This is a genomic window from Streptomyces sp. NPDC059668, from assembly GCF_042734135.1.
Lineage (GTDB): Bacteria > Actinomycetota > Actinomycetes > Streptomycetales > Streptomycetaceae > Streptomyces.
The window spans coordinates 30,518-46,457 of the sequence record NZ_JBHWEL010000009.1 but is presented as its reverse complement, the minus strand read 5'-3'; the positions used below and the strand labels follow the sequence as shown (position 1 = coordinate 46,457).

General features: G+C 71.6%; 9 protein-coding genes. 2 read left to right on the top strand and 7 right to left on the bottom strand.

The window, feature by feature from the left end:
• Positions 1 to 114: 114 nt before the first annotated feature.
• Entirely contained in the window at positions 115 to 3,012 is a 2,898-nt protein-coding gene (locus tag ACFV2J_RS09755) for a vitamin B12-dependent ribonucleotide reductase (RefSeq protein ID WP_385438018.1), read from the bottom strand.
• 150 nt (positions 3,013 to 3,162) lie between these two features.
• Positions 3,163 to 3,744: a transcriptional regulator NrdR gene (gene nrdR / locus ACFV2J_RS09750; RefSeq protein WP_385082670.1), complete on the bottom strand. Its 582-nt coding sequence runs from the start codon at positions 3,742 to 3,744 to the stop codon at positions 3,163 to 3,165.
• Between the two features lie 529 nt (positions 3,745 to 4,273).
• Here nrdR and lexA point away from each other — a divergent pair.
• Positions 4,274 to 5,050, top strand: coding sequence for a transcriptional repressor LexA (gene lexA, locus ACFV2J_RS09745; protein ID WP_168530554.1), 777 nt, complete (start codon positions 4,274 to 4,276; stop codon positions 5,048 to 5,050).
• 172 nt (positions 5,051 to 5,222) lie between these two features.
• On the opposite strand, the gene ACFV2J_RS09740 is transcribed toward lexA, so the two are convergent.
• From ACFV2J_RS09740 to ACFV2J_RS09720, 5 genes are all read right to left on the bottom strand, one after another.
• Positions 5,223 to 7,313: an ATP-dependent DNA helicase gene (locus tag ACFV2J_RS09740; protein ID WP_385082672.1), complete on the bottom strand. Its 2,091-nt coding sequence runs from the start codon at positions 7,311 to 7,313 to the stop codon at positions 5,223 to 5,225.
• Between the two features lie 160 nt (positions 7,314 to 7,473).
• Complete coding sequence (locus ACFV2J_RS09735; protein ID WP_385082673.1) at positions 7,474 to 9,435, bottom strand: IucA/IucC family protein; 1,962 nt, start codon at positions 9,433 to 9,435, stop codon at positions 7,474 to 7,476.
• Positions 9,436 to 9,492: 57 nt separating this feature from the next.
• Positions 9,493 to 10,458: a GNAT family N-acetyltransferase gene (locus tag ACFV2J_RS09730; RefSeq protein WP_385082674.1), complete on the bottom strand. Its 966-nt coding sequence runs from the start codon at positions 10,456 to 10,458 to the stop codon at positions 9,493 to 9,495.
• Positions 10,459 to 10,497: 39 nt separating this feature from the next.
• Entirely contained in the window at positions 10,498 to 12,618 is a 2,121-nt protein-coding gene (locus tag ACFV2J_RS09725; protein ID WP_385082677.1) for an IucA/IucC family protein, read from the bottom strand.
• 205 nt (positions 12,619 to 12,823) lie between these two features.
• Positions 12,824 to 14,236 (bottom strand): diaminobutyrate--2-oxoglutarate transaminase family protein, encoded by a 1,413-nt coding sequence (locus ACFV2J_RS09720; RefSeq protein WP_385438013.1) that lies wholly within the window; start codon positions 14,234 to 14,236, stop codon positions 12,824 to 12,826.
• Between the two features lie 307 nt (positions 14,237 to 14,543).
• Between ACFV2J_RS09720 and ACFV2J_RS09715 the strand changes: the two genes are divergently transcribed.
• Positions 14,544 to 15,773, top strand: a complete 1,230-nt coding sequence (locus ACFV2J_RS09715; RefSeq protein WP_385088065.1) for a trypsin-like serine peptidase — start codon at positions 14,544 to 14,546, stop codon at positions 15,771 to 15,773.
• The last annotated feature ends 167 nt before the right edge of the window (positions 15,774 to 15,940 follow it).

Here is a 15,940-nt window from a genome sequence, read left to right as displayed (position 1 = left end):
GCGTCAGCTCCCCCCCGGTGGGGGCGGCGCGCCGCGCGTTGGTGGGGGGCGCCGCCCCGCGCTCCCCCCCGGGGCGCGCCCCCCGGGGGGGGGCCCCGCCCTTCGTCCGTCGGATCAGCTGCAACCGCTGGTCGAACCGCAGCCCTCGCAGATGTAGCAGGAACCGGCCCGCTGCATCTTCGTACCGCAGGAGAAGCACAGGGGGGCGTCCGCCTGGATGCCCAGCTGCATCTCCACCAGTTCGGCACTGGTGTGGACCTGCCGCGGGGCGGGCTCGGCCACCTCGGCCACGGGAGCGGCGACGGCCTTCAGCTCCTGCGCACGGGGCGCGGACTGGGCGAGACCCTCGACGTCCATGTCGACGTCCTCGATGGACGGCTCGTACGAGCCCGTCTCCAGGTGACGCTGACGCTCCTCGGCCGAGTGGATGCCGAGCGCGGAACGCGTCTCGAACGGCAGGAAGTCCAGCGCCAGGCGGCGGAAGATGTAGTCGACGATCGACTGCGCCATCCGCACGTCGGGGTCGTCCGTCATGCCGGCCGGCTCGAAGCGCATGTTGGTGAACTTCGAGACGTACGTCTCCAGGGGCACGCCGTACTGCAGACCCACGGAGACCGCGATCGAGAAGGCGTCCATCATGCCCGCGAGGGTGGAGCCCTGCTTCGACATCTTCAGGAAGACCTCGCCGAGACCGTCGTCCGGGTAGGAGTTGGCGGTCATGTAGCCCTCGGCGCCGCCCACCGTGAAGGAGGTGGTGATGCCGGGACGGCCCTTGGGGAGGCGCTTGCGGACCGGGCGGTACTCGACGACCTTCTCGACCGTCTCGCGGATGGTCGCCTCGGCCTTCGCCGTGACGGCGTCGGTCGCGGGCTTGTCCTTGGTCTTGGCCGAGAGGGGCTGGCCGACCTTGCAGTTGTCGCGGTAGATCGCGAGCGCCTTGACGCCCATCTTCCAGGCCTCGAAGTAGACCTCTTCGACGTCCTCGACGGTCGCCGTCTCCGGCAGGTTGACCGTCTTGGAGAGCGCGCCGGAGATCCAGGGCTGGATCGCGGCCATCATGCGGACGTGGCCCATCGCGGAGATGGAGCGCTCGCCCATGGCGCAGTCGAAGACCTCGTAGTGCTCGTGCTTGAGGCTCGGGGCGTCGACGACATTGCCGTTCTCGGCGATGTGGGCGACGATCGCCTCGATCTGCTCCTCCTGGTAGCCCAGGCGTCGCAGGGCCTGCGGGACGGTGCCGTTCACGATCTGCATCGAGCCGCCGCCGACCAGCTTCTTGAACTTGACCAGTGCGAGGTCGGGCTCCAGGCCAGTGGTGTCGCAGGACATCGCGAGACCGATGGTGCCGGTCGGGGCGATGACCGAGGCCTGCGCGTTGCGGAAGCCGTTCTTCTCACCGAGGTGCAGCACGTCCTGCCAGGCCTCCGTGGCGGCGGCCCAGATCGGCGTGTCCAGGTCGTCGACCCGGACGGCCACGGCGTTGGCGTCGGAGTGCTGCTTCATGACCCGCTGGTGCGGCTGCGCGTTGCGGGCGTAGCCGTCGTACGGGCCGACGACCGCGGCGAGCTCGGCGGAGCGGCGGTACGAGGTGCCGGTCATCAGCGAGGTGATGGCACCGGCCAGGGCACGGCCGCCGTCGGAGTCGTACGCGTGACCGGTCGCCATCAGCAGGGCGCCGAGGTTGGCGTAGCCGATGCCCAGCTGACGGAAGGCGCGGGTGTTCTCGCCGATCTTCTGGGTCGGGAAGTCCGCGAAGCAGATGGAGATGTCCATCGCGGTGATGACGAGCTCGACGACCTTGGCGAAGCGCTCGACCTCGAAGGACTGGCGGCCCTTGCCGTCGTCCTTCAGGAACTTCATGAGGTTCAGCGAGGCGAGGTTGCAGGACGTGTTGTCCAGGTGCATGTACTCGCTGCACGGGTTCGAGCCGTTGATACGGCCGGACTCCGGGCACGTGTGCCACTGGTTGATCGTGTCGTCGTACTGGATGCCCGGGTCGGCGCAGGCCCAGGCGGCCTCGGCCATCTTGCGGAAGAGCGACTTGGCGTCGACCTCCTCGATGACCTCGCCGGTCATGCGCGAGGTGAGACCGAACTTGCCGCCCTGCTCGACCGCCTTCATGAACGTGTCGTTCACGCGGACCGAGTTGTTGGCGTTCTGGTACTGGACGGACGTGATGTCGTCGCCGCCCAGGTCCATGTCGAAGCCCGCGTCGCGCAGGGCGCGGATCTTCTCCTCCTCCTTGACCTTGGTCTCGATGAAGTCCTCGATGTCGGGGTGGTCGACGTCGAGGATGACCATCTTGGCCGCGCGGCGGGTGGCGCCGCCCGACTTGATCGTTCCTGCGGAGGCGTCGGCACCGCGCATGAAGGAGACCGGACCGGAGGCGTTGCCGCCCGAGGAGAGGAGCTCCTTGGAGGAGCGGATACGGGAGAGGTTCAGGCCGGCGCCGGAGCCGCCCTTGAAGATCATGCCCTCTTCCTTGTACCAGTCGAGGATCGACTCCATGGAGTCGTCGACGGACAGGATGAAGCAGGCGGAGACCTGCTGGGGCTGCGGCGTCCCGACGTTGAACCACACGGGGCTGTTGAAGCTGAAGATCTGGTGCAGGAGCGCGTACGCCAGCTCGTGCTCGAAGATCTCGGCGTCGGCGGGCGAGACGAAGTACTTGTGGTCCTCGCCGGCCTTCCGGTACGTCTTCACGATGCGGTCGATGAGCTGCTTGAGGCTCACCTCGCGCTGCGGGGTGCCCACGGCACCCCGGAAGTACTTGCTGGTGACGATGTTGACCGCGTTCACCGGCCAGAAGCCGGGGAACTCGACGCCACGCTGCTCGAAGTTGACCGAGCCGTCGCGCCAGTTGGTCATGACGACGTCACGGCGTTCCCACTCCACCTCGTCGTACGGGTGCACGCCGGGGGTGGTGTGGATACGCTCGATGCGCAGTCCCTTGTTGGCCTTGGTGCCCTTGGCGCGGGAACCTCGTGCCGGACCGCTCGCCGTCTCTGTCATGCCGCCTCCCTGTATCAGGCTAAAACGCCCTGAAGTGCCACGTTCTTCCCATGGCACGTTGTGTGTCTGATGCCGCGCGCGCCGTCGGTACGGCCATTCGCGGCAGGTCTGTGGTCGCCGCCGAGCGGCCGGCCCGAGCCGGCCTTCCCGTCAGTCGGCGGCGGTGGCGGGCACGGGGACCTGGACGGTCTCTCCGGACCCGCGGTCGCATGCGGGGCGCTCCGCTTCCGCGTCAGCGGCGCCCGTGTCTCCCCCGGCCGCGGCCTCGCCGCCCGCGGCGGGGCACTTCCCCGTCTCCCTGAGTTCCACGATGGCGGCCTCGAAGTCCTCGAGCGAGTCGAACGCCCGATAGACGGACGCGAACCGCAGATAGGCGACGAGGTCGAGTTCCTGCAACGGGCCGAGTATGGCCAGCCCCACGTCGTGGGTGGTCAGTTCGGCGCTTCCGGTGGCCCGCACCGCCTCCTCGACCCGCTGGCCGAGCTGGGCGAGGGCGTCCTCGGTGACGGGCCGCCCCTGGCACGCCTTGCGCACACCGTTGATGACCTTGGTGCGGCTGAAGGGCTCGGTGACGCCGGACCGCTTGACCACCATCAGCGAGCACGTCTCCACGGTCGTGAAACGACGGGAGCAGTCGGGGCACTGGCGGCGCCTGCGGATCGACGTGCCGTCATCGGTCGTACGACTGTCGACGACGCGGCTGTCCGGGTGCCTGCAGAAGGGGCAGTGCATGGCTCCAACCCTCCTTCACAGCACGACTCATAGACCTCGTGAGACCTCACGGGCCTCTCGAAGCAGCCCCAAGCATAGGCGATGGCGGGGGACTCGAAGACCCGGGGGACCACAACTTCTGGGCTGCTCCGGCAATCCAACCACTAGATGTGGGGATCGACCCGTAAATTCGCCCAGGGCGCGCGTGTCGCGCACGTATGGGCACGTGCCGCACGGCCGTACCGATCCCGGACACGCGGAGATACCGTGGTCACCGGGCGGACAGCGCGCGGACGGGGGGTCGGTACCCGACGGACGGGGTGCCGGATGGCAGACTGGGCCGCGGCCCACAGCTGTCGGCACGGTCATCGCCTCGGCGGTGAAGAGTACAGCAATGAGCCCCTTTGTCCGACGGATGCGGCAGTAGCCATACACCCAGCCACATGATCGCGTGTGGCAATCCGCGTTTTTTCACTCGAACGTGTGTTTGGCGCAACCTTTCGAAAGCAACTACCGTTGTCCAGCAGGGAGACCATCGAGAGGGGCCGACGTGACCACCACCGCAGACAGTGCCACCATCACTGCCCAGGACCGCTCCCAGGGCCGACTCGAGCCGGTGCATGCGATGAACGAAGCCACGAATCATGAGGGGCCCAAGCGTTCCCTGCCGGGCCGACCTCCAGGCATCCGCGCCGACAGCTCGGGACTCACCGACAGGCAACGACGGGTGATCGAGGTCATCAGGGACTCCGTGCAACGACGCGGTTACCCGCCGTCGATGCGGGAGATCGGACAGGCGGTCGGCCTCTCCAGCACCTCCTCGGTCGCACACCAGCTCATGGCACTGGAGCGCAAGGGCTTCCTGCGCCGCGACCCGCACCGACCGCGCGCGTACGAGGTCAGGGGATCCGACCAGTCCTCGGCACAGCCCACGGACACGGCGGGCAAGCCGGCCGCGTCGTACGTCCCGCTCGTCGGCCGTATCGCCGCCGGTGGCCCCATCCTGGCGGAGGAGTCCGTGGAGGACGTCTTCCCGCTCCCCCGGCAGCTGGTGGGTGACGGTGAGCTGTTCGTCCTCAAGGTCGTCGGTGACTCGATGATCGAGGCCGCCATCTGTGACGGCGACTGGGTGACGGTCCGCCGCCAGCCCGTCGCCGAGAACGGTGACATCGTGGCCGCGATGCTGGACGGCGAGGCGACCGTGAAGCGGTTCAAGCGCGAGGACGGCCACGTGTGGCTGCTCCCGCACAACTCCGCCTACCAGCCGATCCCCGGCGACGAGGCGACCATCCTGGGCAAGGTGGTGGCCGTACTGCGGCGAGTGTGACGGCGCGCGCCGGGCGGCACCGTCCGCCCCGCCCCTGACCGGGCCCCGGAACCAACTGCGCCGGTTCCGGGGCCCTGCACGTTCTGCCGCGCGGCCGCTCCGCGGTGAGTTCGGCCGCCCCGGGGCCGCTCCTCGGCGAGTTCGGTCCGCCCCGGGCGGCGGCGGGAAGCCGCTACGCCTCTTCGGCCACGGGCTCCTTCTCCGCGGACTCCTTCTCCGCGGACTCCTTCTCCGCGGGTCCCTTCTCCGCGGTCCCCTTCTCCGCCGTCTCGGCCTCCTGCCCGTTCCGCGCGTCCTCCGCCTTGCGGGCCGCCTCGTCGATCGCCGCGAGCGACCTCCGGACCTGGTTGCGGTCCGTCGTGTACCAGAAGTCGGGCAGCGAGGCCTTGAGATAACTGCCGTAGCGAGCCGTGGCCAGGCGCTGGTCCAGGACCGCCACCACACCACGGTCCCCCGTGGCGCGTACGAGACGGCCGGCGCCCTGCGCCATGAGCAGCGCCGCGTGCGTGGCGGCGACGGCCATGAAGCCGTTGCCGCCGTTGTCCTCGACGGCCTTCTGGCGGGCGCTCATCAGCGGGTCGTCGGGGCGCGGGAACGGGATCTTGTCCATGACGACCAGCTGACAGCTGGATCCGGGGACGTCCACGCCCTGCCAGAGCGAGAGCGTGCCGAAGAGACAGGTCTTCGGGTCGGCCGCGAAGTTCTTGATCAGCTCGCCGAGCGTCTCCTCGCCCTGCAGCAGGATGGGGTACTCGGGGATGCGCGTGCGCAGCTCCTCCGCCGCCAGCTGGGCGGCCCGCATCGAGGAGAACAGACCCAGCGTGCGGCCCCCGGCGGACTGGATCAGCTCGGTGAGCTCGTCCAGCATGTCGCCGCGGTCGCCGTCACGCGCGGGGCGCGCCAGGTGTTTGGCCACGTACAGGATGCCCTGGCGGGGGTAGTCGAAGGGCGAGCCGACGTCGACGCCTTTCCACTGCGGGAGGTCGTCGCCCTCGGTGCCCTCCGGGGCGAGCCCCAGCGACGCCCCCACTCCGTTGAAGTCCCCGCCGAGCTTCAGGGTGGCCGACGTCAGGACGACCGACCGGTCCGAGAAGAGCTTCTCCCTGAGCAGGCCGGACACCGACATGGGGGCCACCCGCAGCGACGCGCCGAAGCGGTCGTGGCGCTCGTACCAGACGACGTCCCATTCGGAGCCGTTGGTGATCCGCTCGGCCACGTCATGGACCGACTCCACCGCGGCGAGGGCCTGCTTACGGACCGCGTCCTCGTCCTGGACGGACTTGTCACGGGTGGCGCCGATCGCCGAGATCACCGTGCGCGCGGCGTCACGCAGCGCCATCAGCGCGTATCCGAGATCCTCCGGGATCTCCTCCAGACGTCCGGGAAGAGCCAGCTCCATCAGCCGCTCGAAGCCCTCGGCGGCGGTCTGCAACTGGTCGGCCGCCTTCTCGTTGACGAGCCTCGCGGCGCGCCGGACGGCACGGTTGACCTGGCCGGGGGTGAGCTCACCGGTCGCGACGCCGGTGACCCGGGAGACCAGCTCATGGGCCTCGTCGACGATCAGCACCTCGTGCTGCGGGAGGACCGGCGCGCCCTCGATGGCGTCGATGGCGAGCAGCGCGTGATTCGTGACGACGACCTCGGCGAGCTTGGCGCGCTCGCGGGCCATCTCCGCGAAGCACTCCGCTCCGTAGGCGCACTTGCTCGCGCCCAGACACTCCCGGGACGAGACGGACACCTGGCTCCAGGCGCGGTCGGAGACGCCGGGCGTGAGGTCGTCACGGTCACCGGTCTCGGTCTCGTCCGACCAGTCCCGCAGGCGCAGCAGGTCCTGGCCCAGCTTGCTGGTGGGCGCGGCGGCCTCGAACTGGTCGAAGAGGCCCTCTTCCTCCTCCTGCGGCACGCCCTCGTGCAGCCGGTGCAGGCACAGATAGTTCGACCGGCCCTTGAGCATCGCGAACTCGGGGCGGCGGCGCAGCAGCGGATGCAGCGCGTCGACGGTCCGTGGAAGATCACGCTCGACGAGCTGCCGCTGGAGCGCCAGGGTGGCGGTCGCCACGACGACGCGCTCCCCGTGGGCGAGCGCGGGCACCAGATAGCCGAGCGACTTTCCGGTGCCGGTGCCCGCCTGCACCAGCAGGTGGGAGCTGTCGTCGATGGCACCGGCCACGGCTTCGGCCATGGTCACCTGGCCAGGGCGCTCCGTCCCGCCGACGGCGGTGACGGCGGCGTGCAGGAGTTCGGGGAGTGAGGGCTCTGTCATAGCGCTGCCAGCCTACGGGGCTCCACCGACAACCGGGCGATCACGGCCCGGACGACGGACATGATCAGGACGGTCGCGGGGCGGGTCATGGGGACCGGTGCGGGGGCGGGGGCGGGTACGGGTGCGAATGCGGGGGCGGGTACAGATGCGGGTCGGATGATCACGACGCGTGAAGGGGGTTCGGCACCGTGCCGTGCACGGCGGCGTGCGGGCGTTCGGGGCGGTCGCGGTAGCCGTCGAGATGCAGCCGGTTGCGGTTCAGGCACAGCCGCTCGATACGCGGAGTGAACAGGTCGAACGTCTCGTGACGTTCCTTGAGCTCCGGGAAGCGGGTCTGGTGGCGGACGACCTCGGCGCGGACGAGTGACCAGAACTCGGCCTCCGGGACCCCCAGTTGTTCCTCGCACAAGGGCGCGAGATAGCGGAAGACCCCCACGAAGAGCCCGGAGTGGATGAACTGGGTCAGGAAGGCGGGCGGCTCGGTCAGCAGCACCTCGCGCACCTCGTCCGGCATGGAGGAGTGTTCGGGGAGTGGATCCGCGCTCACGTTGACGTCGTCGACGAAGTCCTTCACGGCGAGCCGGACCGGTACGTCGTGGTCGTCGAAGACGACGATCGCGTTCTCCCCATGGGGGCTGAACACCGTGCCGTACCGATAGAGGAAGTGCAGGAGCGGTGGCAGGAGCGCGGCGAAGAGCCGGCGCAGCCAGGCCCTGGGTGCGAGACCCGAGCGGGCGACCAGCTCCGCCGTGAAAGCGCGGCCCTGGGGGTCGGTGTGCAGGAGCGCGGCCAGGGTGCGCGCCCGTTCGCCGGGGGCGAGGTGTCGCGAGAGCGGCTCGCGCCAGATCGCGCCGAGCAGTTCCCGGTACTGGTAGGGCACTTCGGGGAGTCCGTCGTACACGGGGTGGTGGACGGTGACCGAGGCGACCTCGCCGAGGAGGATCACCCCGCAGGTGTCGCGCAGGAAGGGGTCGGTGTCCCGCAGGGTCCGCATCCAGGCGGTGACGGCGGGGGCCGCGAGCGTGCGTTCCGTGGGGAGGCCGCGCCACACGAGCGTGTTGAGGACGGACAGCGGGAGTTTTACCGTGTGCCGGTCCGGGCGCGAGACGTTGAGGAAGGTGCGGATCGACTGCTGGGGCAGTCGCAGGTCACCGTCGGAGGGCAGCGGCACGATCGTTCCCGCGGCGACGTGCGGGGCGAACAGCGGCAGCACGACGTCGTCCCACTGCCACGGGTGGACGGGCAGATAGAGGTACGACTCCGGTGCGAGCCCGCGGGAGCGGAGGACCTCGCCGAAGGCCTCGCGGGTGGCCGGAGCCAGTTCGCGCGCGTAGAGCTGTTCCGCGGTGTCGAGACCGCCGACACCTCTGTACGTGGCGAGCGTCGTGTGCACCGCGATCCACGGCAGGGGGGTGGCCCGGCGGGCCTCGGGGGCCCAGGCGGCGGCGTCCCTCGCGGAGAAGCCGAGGCGGCCCTTGTTGAGCACGATCCAGGGGTGGCCGGTCTGATGGCCTTCCAGTTCGGCGTACCCGAGGTCGGCTAATTCGGCGGCGGTACGGGCGTCACGGTCGAGCCGCACGTCCGCGGCGAGCGTCGTGCTGAGCTCGCGCAGGGCGTGGCCCAGCGTCGCGCCGTCGAGCTCCAGCGTGCCGCGGGCCCGGGTGAGGAAACCGAGCGGATCGGTGAAGGGACACGGTTCCTTCCCCTCTTCGGTGAGGGTGAGAGAGGCGGGGTCGACGCGCCAGCTGTCGTAGGAGAGACGGCGGGCGCGGAAGGAGAGACTGTCGCCCGCGTCGAGCCGGAGGGTGTAGGGGCGAAGGGCGTCGCGCGGCGGGGCGTCGGTGTGAGGGGTGTCGGTGTCGGAGGCGTCGGTGTCGGGGGTGTCGGTACGGAGAGTGTCGGGGGCGTCGGTGTGGGGGGCGTCGCGAGGCGGGGCGCCGCGGGGCGCCGCCGGACGTGGGGGCCCCTGTTCCGGCCGGACGATCTCCTCATGCGCGAACTCCCCGATCATCTTCGCGAGCAGCCGGCGGCCGGCCCGCTCCCATCGGTCCTCGCGCAGCTCGGGCGGGTCGTACAGGGCGGACAGTTCTTCGGAGGCCGGGCTTGCGGACGGATTCGGCACGGGGACTCCTCGACAGGGAACCGGGACGGGGCGAGTGGAGTACGGAGAGCGACGGATCTACAACAGGTCGCGCAGGGCCCGGTCGCGCATCATGAGGGCTGCCCGTTTGCCGGGCAGTTCGACCTCGGCGGAGAACCGGAAGCCCCCGCTCAGGAAGGCGGAGACGGAGGGGATGTTGCGCAGATCGGGTTCGGCCACGACCCGTGCGCAGGCGGGACGGCTGTCCAGTGCGAGATCCGCGACGGCTCTGAGCAGGGCCGAGCCGAGCCCGTGCCCGCGGTGGGCGACTCCGCCGATGAGCAGATGGATGCCCGTGTCGTGCGGGCGGGCGGGGTAGTGGCGGGCGAGGTGGTCGAGGTCCGCGCGGTAGATCTCCCAGTAGCTCATGGGGGTACCCTCCAGCAGGCCGAGACAGGGCACGCTGCGTCCGTCGCCGTCGAGCTGCCGGCTCAGATGCTCCTCGGTCACCGATTCGGGGCCCGCCAGCTCCCAGAAGGCCGCGACGGCGGGGTCGTTCATCCATCGGGTGACGAGGGGGAGATCGCGTTCGACGCGTACCGGTACCAGCTCGAAGGTGCCCACGGGCGTGGTGGTCGGACCCCAGCCGCCGACGCCGTCGAGCAGGTCGTCACGGACGGGACCGGCGGGGGCGTGGGGACCGGCGGGATGATCGGCGGGAGCGGAGTGGGCCGCTACCGCACGGTCCTCGCCGGGCCGGGTCCCGTCGGCCGCGCCGGGTCCCACGGACTGGCCGGCGTACGCGACGGCCCGTCCTGGTCGGCCCTCCCCCTCGGACCCTCCGGCCGACCCCGCCGGCCCGATCGGCTCGACCGACCCGCCGGACTCGGCCGGCTCCGGTGTACCCCCGAGCAGGGCGATCAGCTCCTCCGGCAGGCGCAGTTCGAGAGTGTCCTCGCTGTCCGTGCCCGGCCCGGGGCGCGGGTCCGCGCCGGGATCGGTGTCGGGGGCGGCACCGGCGTCGGGGTCGGTACCGGCGTCGGTGCTCGCATCGGTGGGAGGCACGGCGACGCTCCTCTCAGGAGACGGGATGGGTCATGTCCCCTAGGAAAGAAGGGGGTTGGTGACGGTGACGTACACGGACTGGGTGTCGACCGGGCCGACGAGTTCGTCGAGGCCGTGCAGCCGGGTGAGCAGGTTGGCCTTGCAGCGCAGGACGGGCGAGTCGAGCAACTGGGCGGGCAGGGGCGTGTCCAGGCGCCCCGGGCCCGCGGCCGCCTCGGTGAGGAATCGGCGGAAGGCGGCGAGCAACAGCCTTTCGTCCGCCACGTGTTGGGAGCCGAACGCGCCGATGAGGCCGAACACGTTGTTGATGGCGAGGTAGTAGGCGAAGCGTTCGTCGGTGACCTCGTCGCAGACGAAGGTGTCGCTGTGCGCCCCGATGCCGGGCAGCCGGGCGTCGAGTTCCGCGCGCCGTGACGCACGGAAGTAGTAGCCCTGGTTGTCGCGGTAGCGGCCGCCGACCGGCCAGCCCTCGTGGTCGAGCAGGACCAGGGTGTTCTGCTGGTGGGCCTCCAGCGCGATCCCCGCTTCGGCGTCCAGCCACAGCACGGGACGCACGACCTGTTCCAGGTAGCGCAGGAACCACTCGGTGGCGACGGCGCCCCGGGGCCGGCCGGCGCGGCCGGCGAGCCGGGTGACGATCTCGGCGAGCCGGGACCGCATGACAGGCCTCCGCTCGGCGTCGGCCCGCGTGCCGGGCCGGGCGTGCGGCCGGGGCGAGACGAGCCCGGCGACGCAGCCGGCGTCGTCCGAGGCACCGAAGGGGTTGTGGCGGATCATCACGTCGAGCCCGGTCAGCGGTCTGCCGTCGGGGGTGTCGACGCCGAGCCAGGCCGGGTCGCGGACGATGTCGAAGCCCGGGTGGGCGGCCTGCCACTGCTTGGACAGCCCCCCGCGCAGCAGGCGGTGGACCTCCACACCGCGGTGGAGCTCCTTACGGAGGTTCTCCCGCCGGGAGTTGGTGATCCGCAGGCCCAGCGACAGCTTCAGCATCGCGGGGGCGCCGGTGCGGTAGAGGGTGCGGACGGAGGACGTGGGGTGCCAGGGGGAGCCGTACGGGCCGAGGTCCTGGAGCAGTCCCGCGTCGAGCAGGGCCGCCGTCACGGGGCGGTGCCGGACCTCGCCCATCTGCCAGGGGTGCATCGGCAGGGCCGCGTACCCGTCGGGCAGCGGCAGCTCGGCTCCGGCCAGCCGTACGGTGAGGTGCTGTGCCCGGACCGGGCGGCCCCGCTCCGTCCACGCCGAGTCGGACGCCAGCAGCGAGGGGGCGACCGCCATCCAGTGCAACGGGAACGACCCGCGCAACTCGGGCGAGTACAGCGGCATCTCGGCCTCGGAGAGCTCCTCCCGGCTCTTCGGGGTGGGATGCAGGGGGTGCCCCAGCAGGAGCGCCTGCTCGGCGGCGAGAAAGAGGTCGGGGGTGTCCGCGGGCCGCTCCCTGCGGTCGCTGATGAACACCGCGGTCCGGCGCACGGAATCGGCGACCCGCCCGACCAGGTCCGATCCGTCGCCGACCGGGGGGTGGGCGATCGCCGGACACGCGACGATCGGCAGCACGCCGTCCGTACCGGGCGCGCTGCCCGGACCCGTGCCGGAGCCGATGCCGGTGTCGAGGCCGGTGAAGGAGTCGATGCCGGTGTCGGAGTCGGCGCCGAAGCCGGTGTCGGTGTCGGACCCGGGCGCCGTGTCTCCCGCCGGTACCGGGCGGGTCGTGGACGTCGTCCCGGTGCCCGGCGCCGACTGGCGCGCGAGCAGCGCCGCCACCGTGACCGCGTCGGCGGCCGGTGCTCCCTCGGGGGCGTCGGCGAGGTACGGGAGGCCGAAACGGTGCCAGCCCGTCGGGGACCAGTAGTGGACCGGGACCAGCAGGGCCGTTCCGCTGGCCGGGAGGGGGATGCGCAGGGTGCCGCCGACGGGTGCGGCGAGGTCGTTCTCCCGTACCCAGCAGCGCAGCAGGTTCTCCACGGCCGCCGCCTGCGCCGCGGTGTGGGCGGCGGGGTGCTCCAGCAGGTCGGTGGTGGCACCGTGCAGCCGCTCGTTCTCCTCGGCTCCTCCCTTCTGCCGGGGGACCGATTCGGCGTCCGCGGCGAGCGGGGTGTGCGTGCCACGGCCCGCTCGCTCGGGGGTGACGAAACGGCCGTCGGGTGCGGGGGTGGCGTTCAAGAGAGTTCCTTGTGGGGTCGTTCGGGCCGGGGCGGCGACGAGCCGGGGCGGTACCGGGGCGCGCGGGCTCTTCGGCGTTCCCGGCTGGTCGGGTGGGTGCGGTGGCTACGGCGGGGAGGCTCGCCGAGGCGAGGTGGGGCGGCGTGCGGGTCCTCGGCCGCGCACCCGCCGGGACGGCGGACCGGGGACCGGTCGGCGCGCCCCCTCAGCCCGATCCCCCGCGTGCCACCGCGCTCACGGCGTCCGCGAGCCGGTCGAGTACCGCCGCCGCCTGTTCGTCGGTGATCGTCAGGGGTGGCAGCAGTCGTACGACGCTGGCGTGCCGGCCGCCCAGTTCGACGATCAGGCCGCGGCGCAGGCACGCGCGCTGCACGGCGGCGGCGAGCTCCGGGGCGGCGGGCCGGGGTCCGCCGGTGGCGGGGTCGGACGGCGCGTCGGGCTGGACCAGCTCGACCCCGATCATGAGCCCGCGGCCCCGTACGTCGCCGATGCAGGAGAACTCCCCGGCGAGCCGGTGGAGTTCGCCGGTCATGCGGGCGCCCAGGGTCGCGGCGCGTTCCGCCAGCCGGTTCTCGCGGACGTACGTGAGGGTCGCCGTGCCCGCGGCCATGGCGAGCTGGTTGCCGCGGAAGGTGCCGGCGTGGGCGCCCGGCTGCCAGACGTCGAGGTCGTCGCGGTAGACGACGACCGCCAGCGGCAGGCTGCCGCCGATGGCCTTGGACAGGACCATCACGTCCGGGGTGACCCCACTGTGCTCCACCGCCCAGAAGGCGCCCGTCCGGCCGACCCCCGTCTGGACCTCGTCCGCGATCAGCGGGATGGACCGGGCCGCCGTGATCTCCCGCATCCGCCGCATCCAGGCGTCCGGCGCGGGAATCACCCCGCCCTCGCCCTGGACGGGTTCGAGGATCATCCCGGCGGGCAGCGGCACACCCGACTTGGTGTCGTCCAGGAGGGACTCCGTCCAGCGCGCGGCGAGTTCGGCGCCTCGCTCGCCGCCGGTACCGAAGGGGCAGCGGTAGTCCTGGGGGTAGGGCAGACGGGTGACCCTGACGTCGCTCGCGCCGCCGGACGCTTCGAGGGCCCCCGCCGTCATCCCGTGATAGGCGCCGGTGAACGCGAGCATCCCGGTGCGTCCGGTGGCCGCGCGCACCAGTTTGAACGCGGCCTCGACGGCGTCGGTCCCGGCCGGTCCGCAGAACTGCACCCGCGCGCGTGCGGCGAACTCCGGGGGCAGGGTGCGGAACAGCTCGGTGGTGAAGGCGTCCTTGACGGGTGTGGCGAGGTCGAGGACGTGCAACGGCGCCCCGGAGTCGAGGACTTTCCTGATCGCCTCCAGGACGACCGGGTGGTTGTGGCCGAGGGCCAGGGTCCCCGCCCCGGAGAGGCAGTCGAGGTAACGGCGCCCGTCCGCTCCCTCGATGGTCAGCCCGCGTGCCCGCACCGGAACGATCGGCAGGGCGCGCGCGTAGGTACGCGCCGCCGACTCACGCGCCGACTGGCGCCGCAGAATCCCCTCGTGCGCCGCGCGCGCCCCCTCGGAGGCGCCCGGCGAACCCTCCCGTGTCTCTTCGGGCTCGCGCCCCACCGGCACCACCGCAGACTCGGTCACCGCCACGACTTCAGGTCCTCCCGCTGTGCAGACGCGAGTTGGCGGGGGGTTCTGAACGCACGGTGCAGGCCCCCCGTACGTATCAACGACGTGACCGGCGTGGGGAAGCGGGTGCGGCGAAGATCCTTGCCGTGACGGAACCGTTGCCGTTCCGTGGGATGTCCCCTACAGCGAGCGCATAGTGTGTGGTGCCGTTCAGCGATATCGAACGATCGCCGGTTCCGGCCGGCCGGTCGGCGCCCGCGGTCCCGTGCCAGGTGTTCCGGACCGGCGGATCCTGACAAGTTCTCTTACGTCCAGGGGGAGTTACACCATGCCATCCATACGCCCGCCCTTCATCGCCCGTCGAGGCGGGAGCGCGCGCCGCACGAACTCCCCCGTCCTGGCCGCGGTCGGCCTGGCCGCGGCCCTGGCGCTGACCGCCACCGCCTGCGACTCGGGCAGCAGTACGGCGGGCGACCGGCCCAGCACGCCGGCGTCGCAGAACGGCGACGACAAGATCAAGATCCCGGACGACATCAAGAACAAGCTCAAAGAGCACGGGATCGACATCGACAAGTGGAAGGACGGCGCCTGGAAGAACTGGAACAGGGACGACTGGCTGCGCGAGGCCAACGACTTCGTCAACCCCATCATCAAGGGCCTGTGGAACCCGGACCGGATGCGCGGCGCGGACGACCCGGACAAGAACAAGGGCGTCGACGAGAACGACCTCTCCGGTGACCAGGGCGTCACCGATCCGACCCCGGCCCCGGTGGCGGCGAAGGCCGTGAGCCCGGCGTACCACGACAGCGTGCCCGTGGCGGGCAAGGTGTTCTTCGACTCCCCCGAGGGCACCATGGTCTGCTCGGCGACCGTGGTCGAGGACCCGGCGCACCCGGGCAAGTCGAACCTCGTGTGGACCGCGGGCCACTGCGTGCACGCCGGCAAGAAGGGCGGCTGGTACCGCAACATCGCCTTCGTGCCCTCGTACAACAGCGCCGGCAAGTCGTCCGCCGAGCTGCAGAACGCCGACCGGACGGAGGTCGCTCCGTACGGTGTCTGGTGGAGCGACTGGGCGCAGACCTCGGACCAGTGGATCGAAGGGGGCGGCCCCACGGGCGGTCAGGGCGCGCCGTACGACTACGCGGTGCTGCACGTGACGCCCGAGAAGGGCGGCGACGGCAAGTCCCTCGAGGAGACGGTCGGCGCCGCGCTCCCGGTGGACTTCAACGCTCCGGCCGTACCGAAGGTCGCGAGCATCACGGCGACGGGCTATCCGGCGGCGGCGCCGTTCGACGGCCAGAAGATGTACCAGTGCACGGACAGGCCCGGCCGGCTCTCCGTCGCCCAGGCGGACCCGACGATGTACCGCATCGGCTGCACCATGACCGGCGGCTCCTCCGGCGGCGGCTGGGTGGCGGCCGGCTCGGACGGCAAGCCCGCCCTGGTGTCCAACACCTCGATCGGCCCGGTCAGCGCGGGCTGGCTGGCGGGCCCGCACCTGGGCGATGTGGCCAAGGGTGTGTACGACTCGGTGAGCAAGAAGTTCGCGGGGCGGTAGCGCCACGGGCGTGAGCGGTACGTCCGGCGGCCGGTGGGCGCCGCCCGGGGCGAGCCGGACGCGCGGGGGGGGCGGGGGGGCCCCCCCCCCCCGGGGGGGGGGGGGGGGGGGGCCGGGGGGGGGGGGGGCCCCCGGGGCCCCCCGGGGGGGGGGGGGGGCGCGCGCCG

Bases quoted from the DNA above. Each gene is read 5' to 3' on its own strand.
- ACFV2J_RS09740 (WP_385082672.1), bottom strand. From the start codon at position 7,313: ATGACAGAGCCCTCACTCCCCGAACTCCTGCACGCCGCCGTCACCGCC.
- ACFV2J_RS09755 (WP_385438018.1), bottom strand. From the start codon at position 3,012: ATGACAGAGACGGCGAGCGGTCCGGCACGAGGTTCCCGCGCCAAGGGC.
- ACFV2J_RS09715 (WP_385088065.1), top strand. From the start codon at position 14,544: ATGCCATCCATACGCCCGCCCTTCATCGCCCGTCGAGGCGGGAGCGCG.
- nrdR (WP_385082670.1), bottom strand. From the start codon at position 3,744: ATGCACTGCCCCTTCTGCAGGCACCCGGACAGCCGCGTCGTCGACAGT.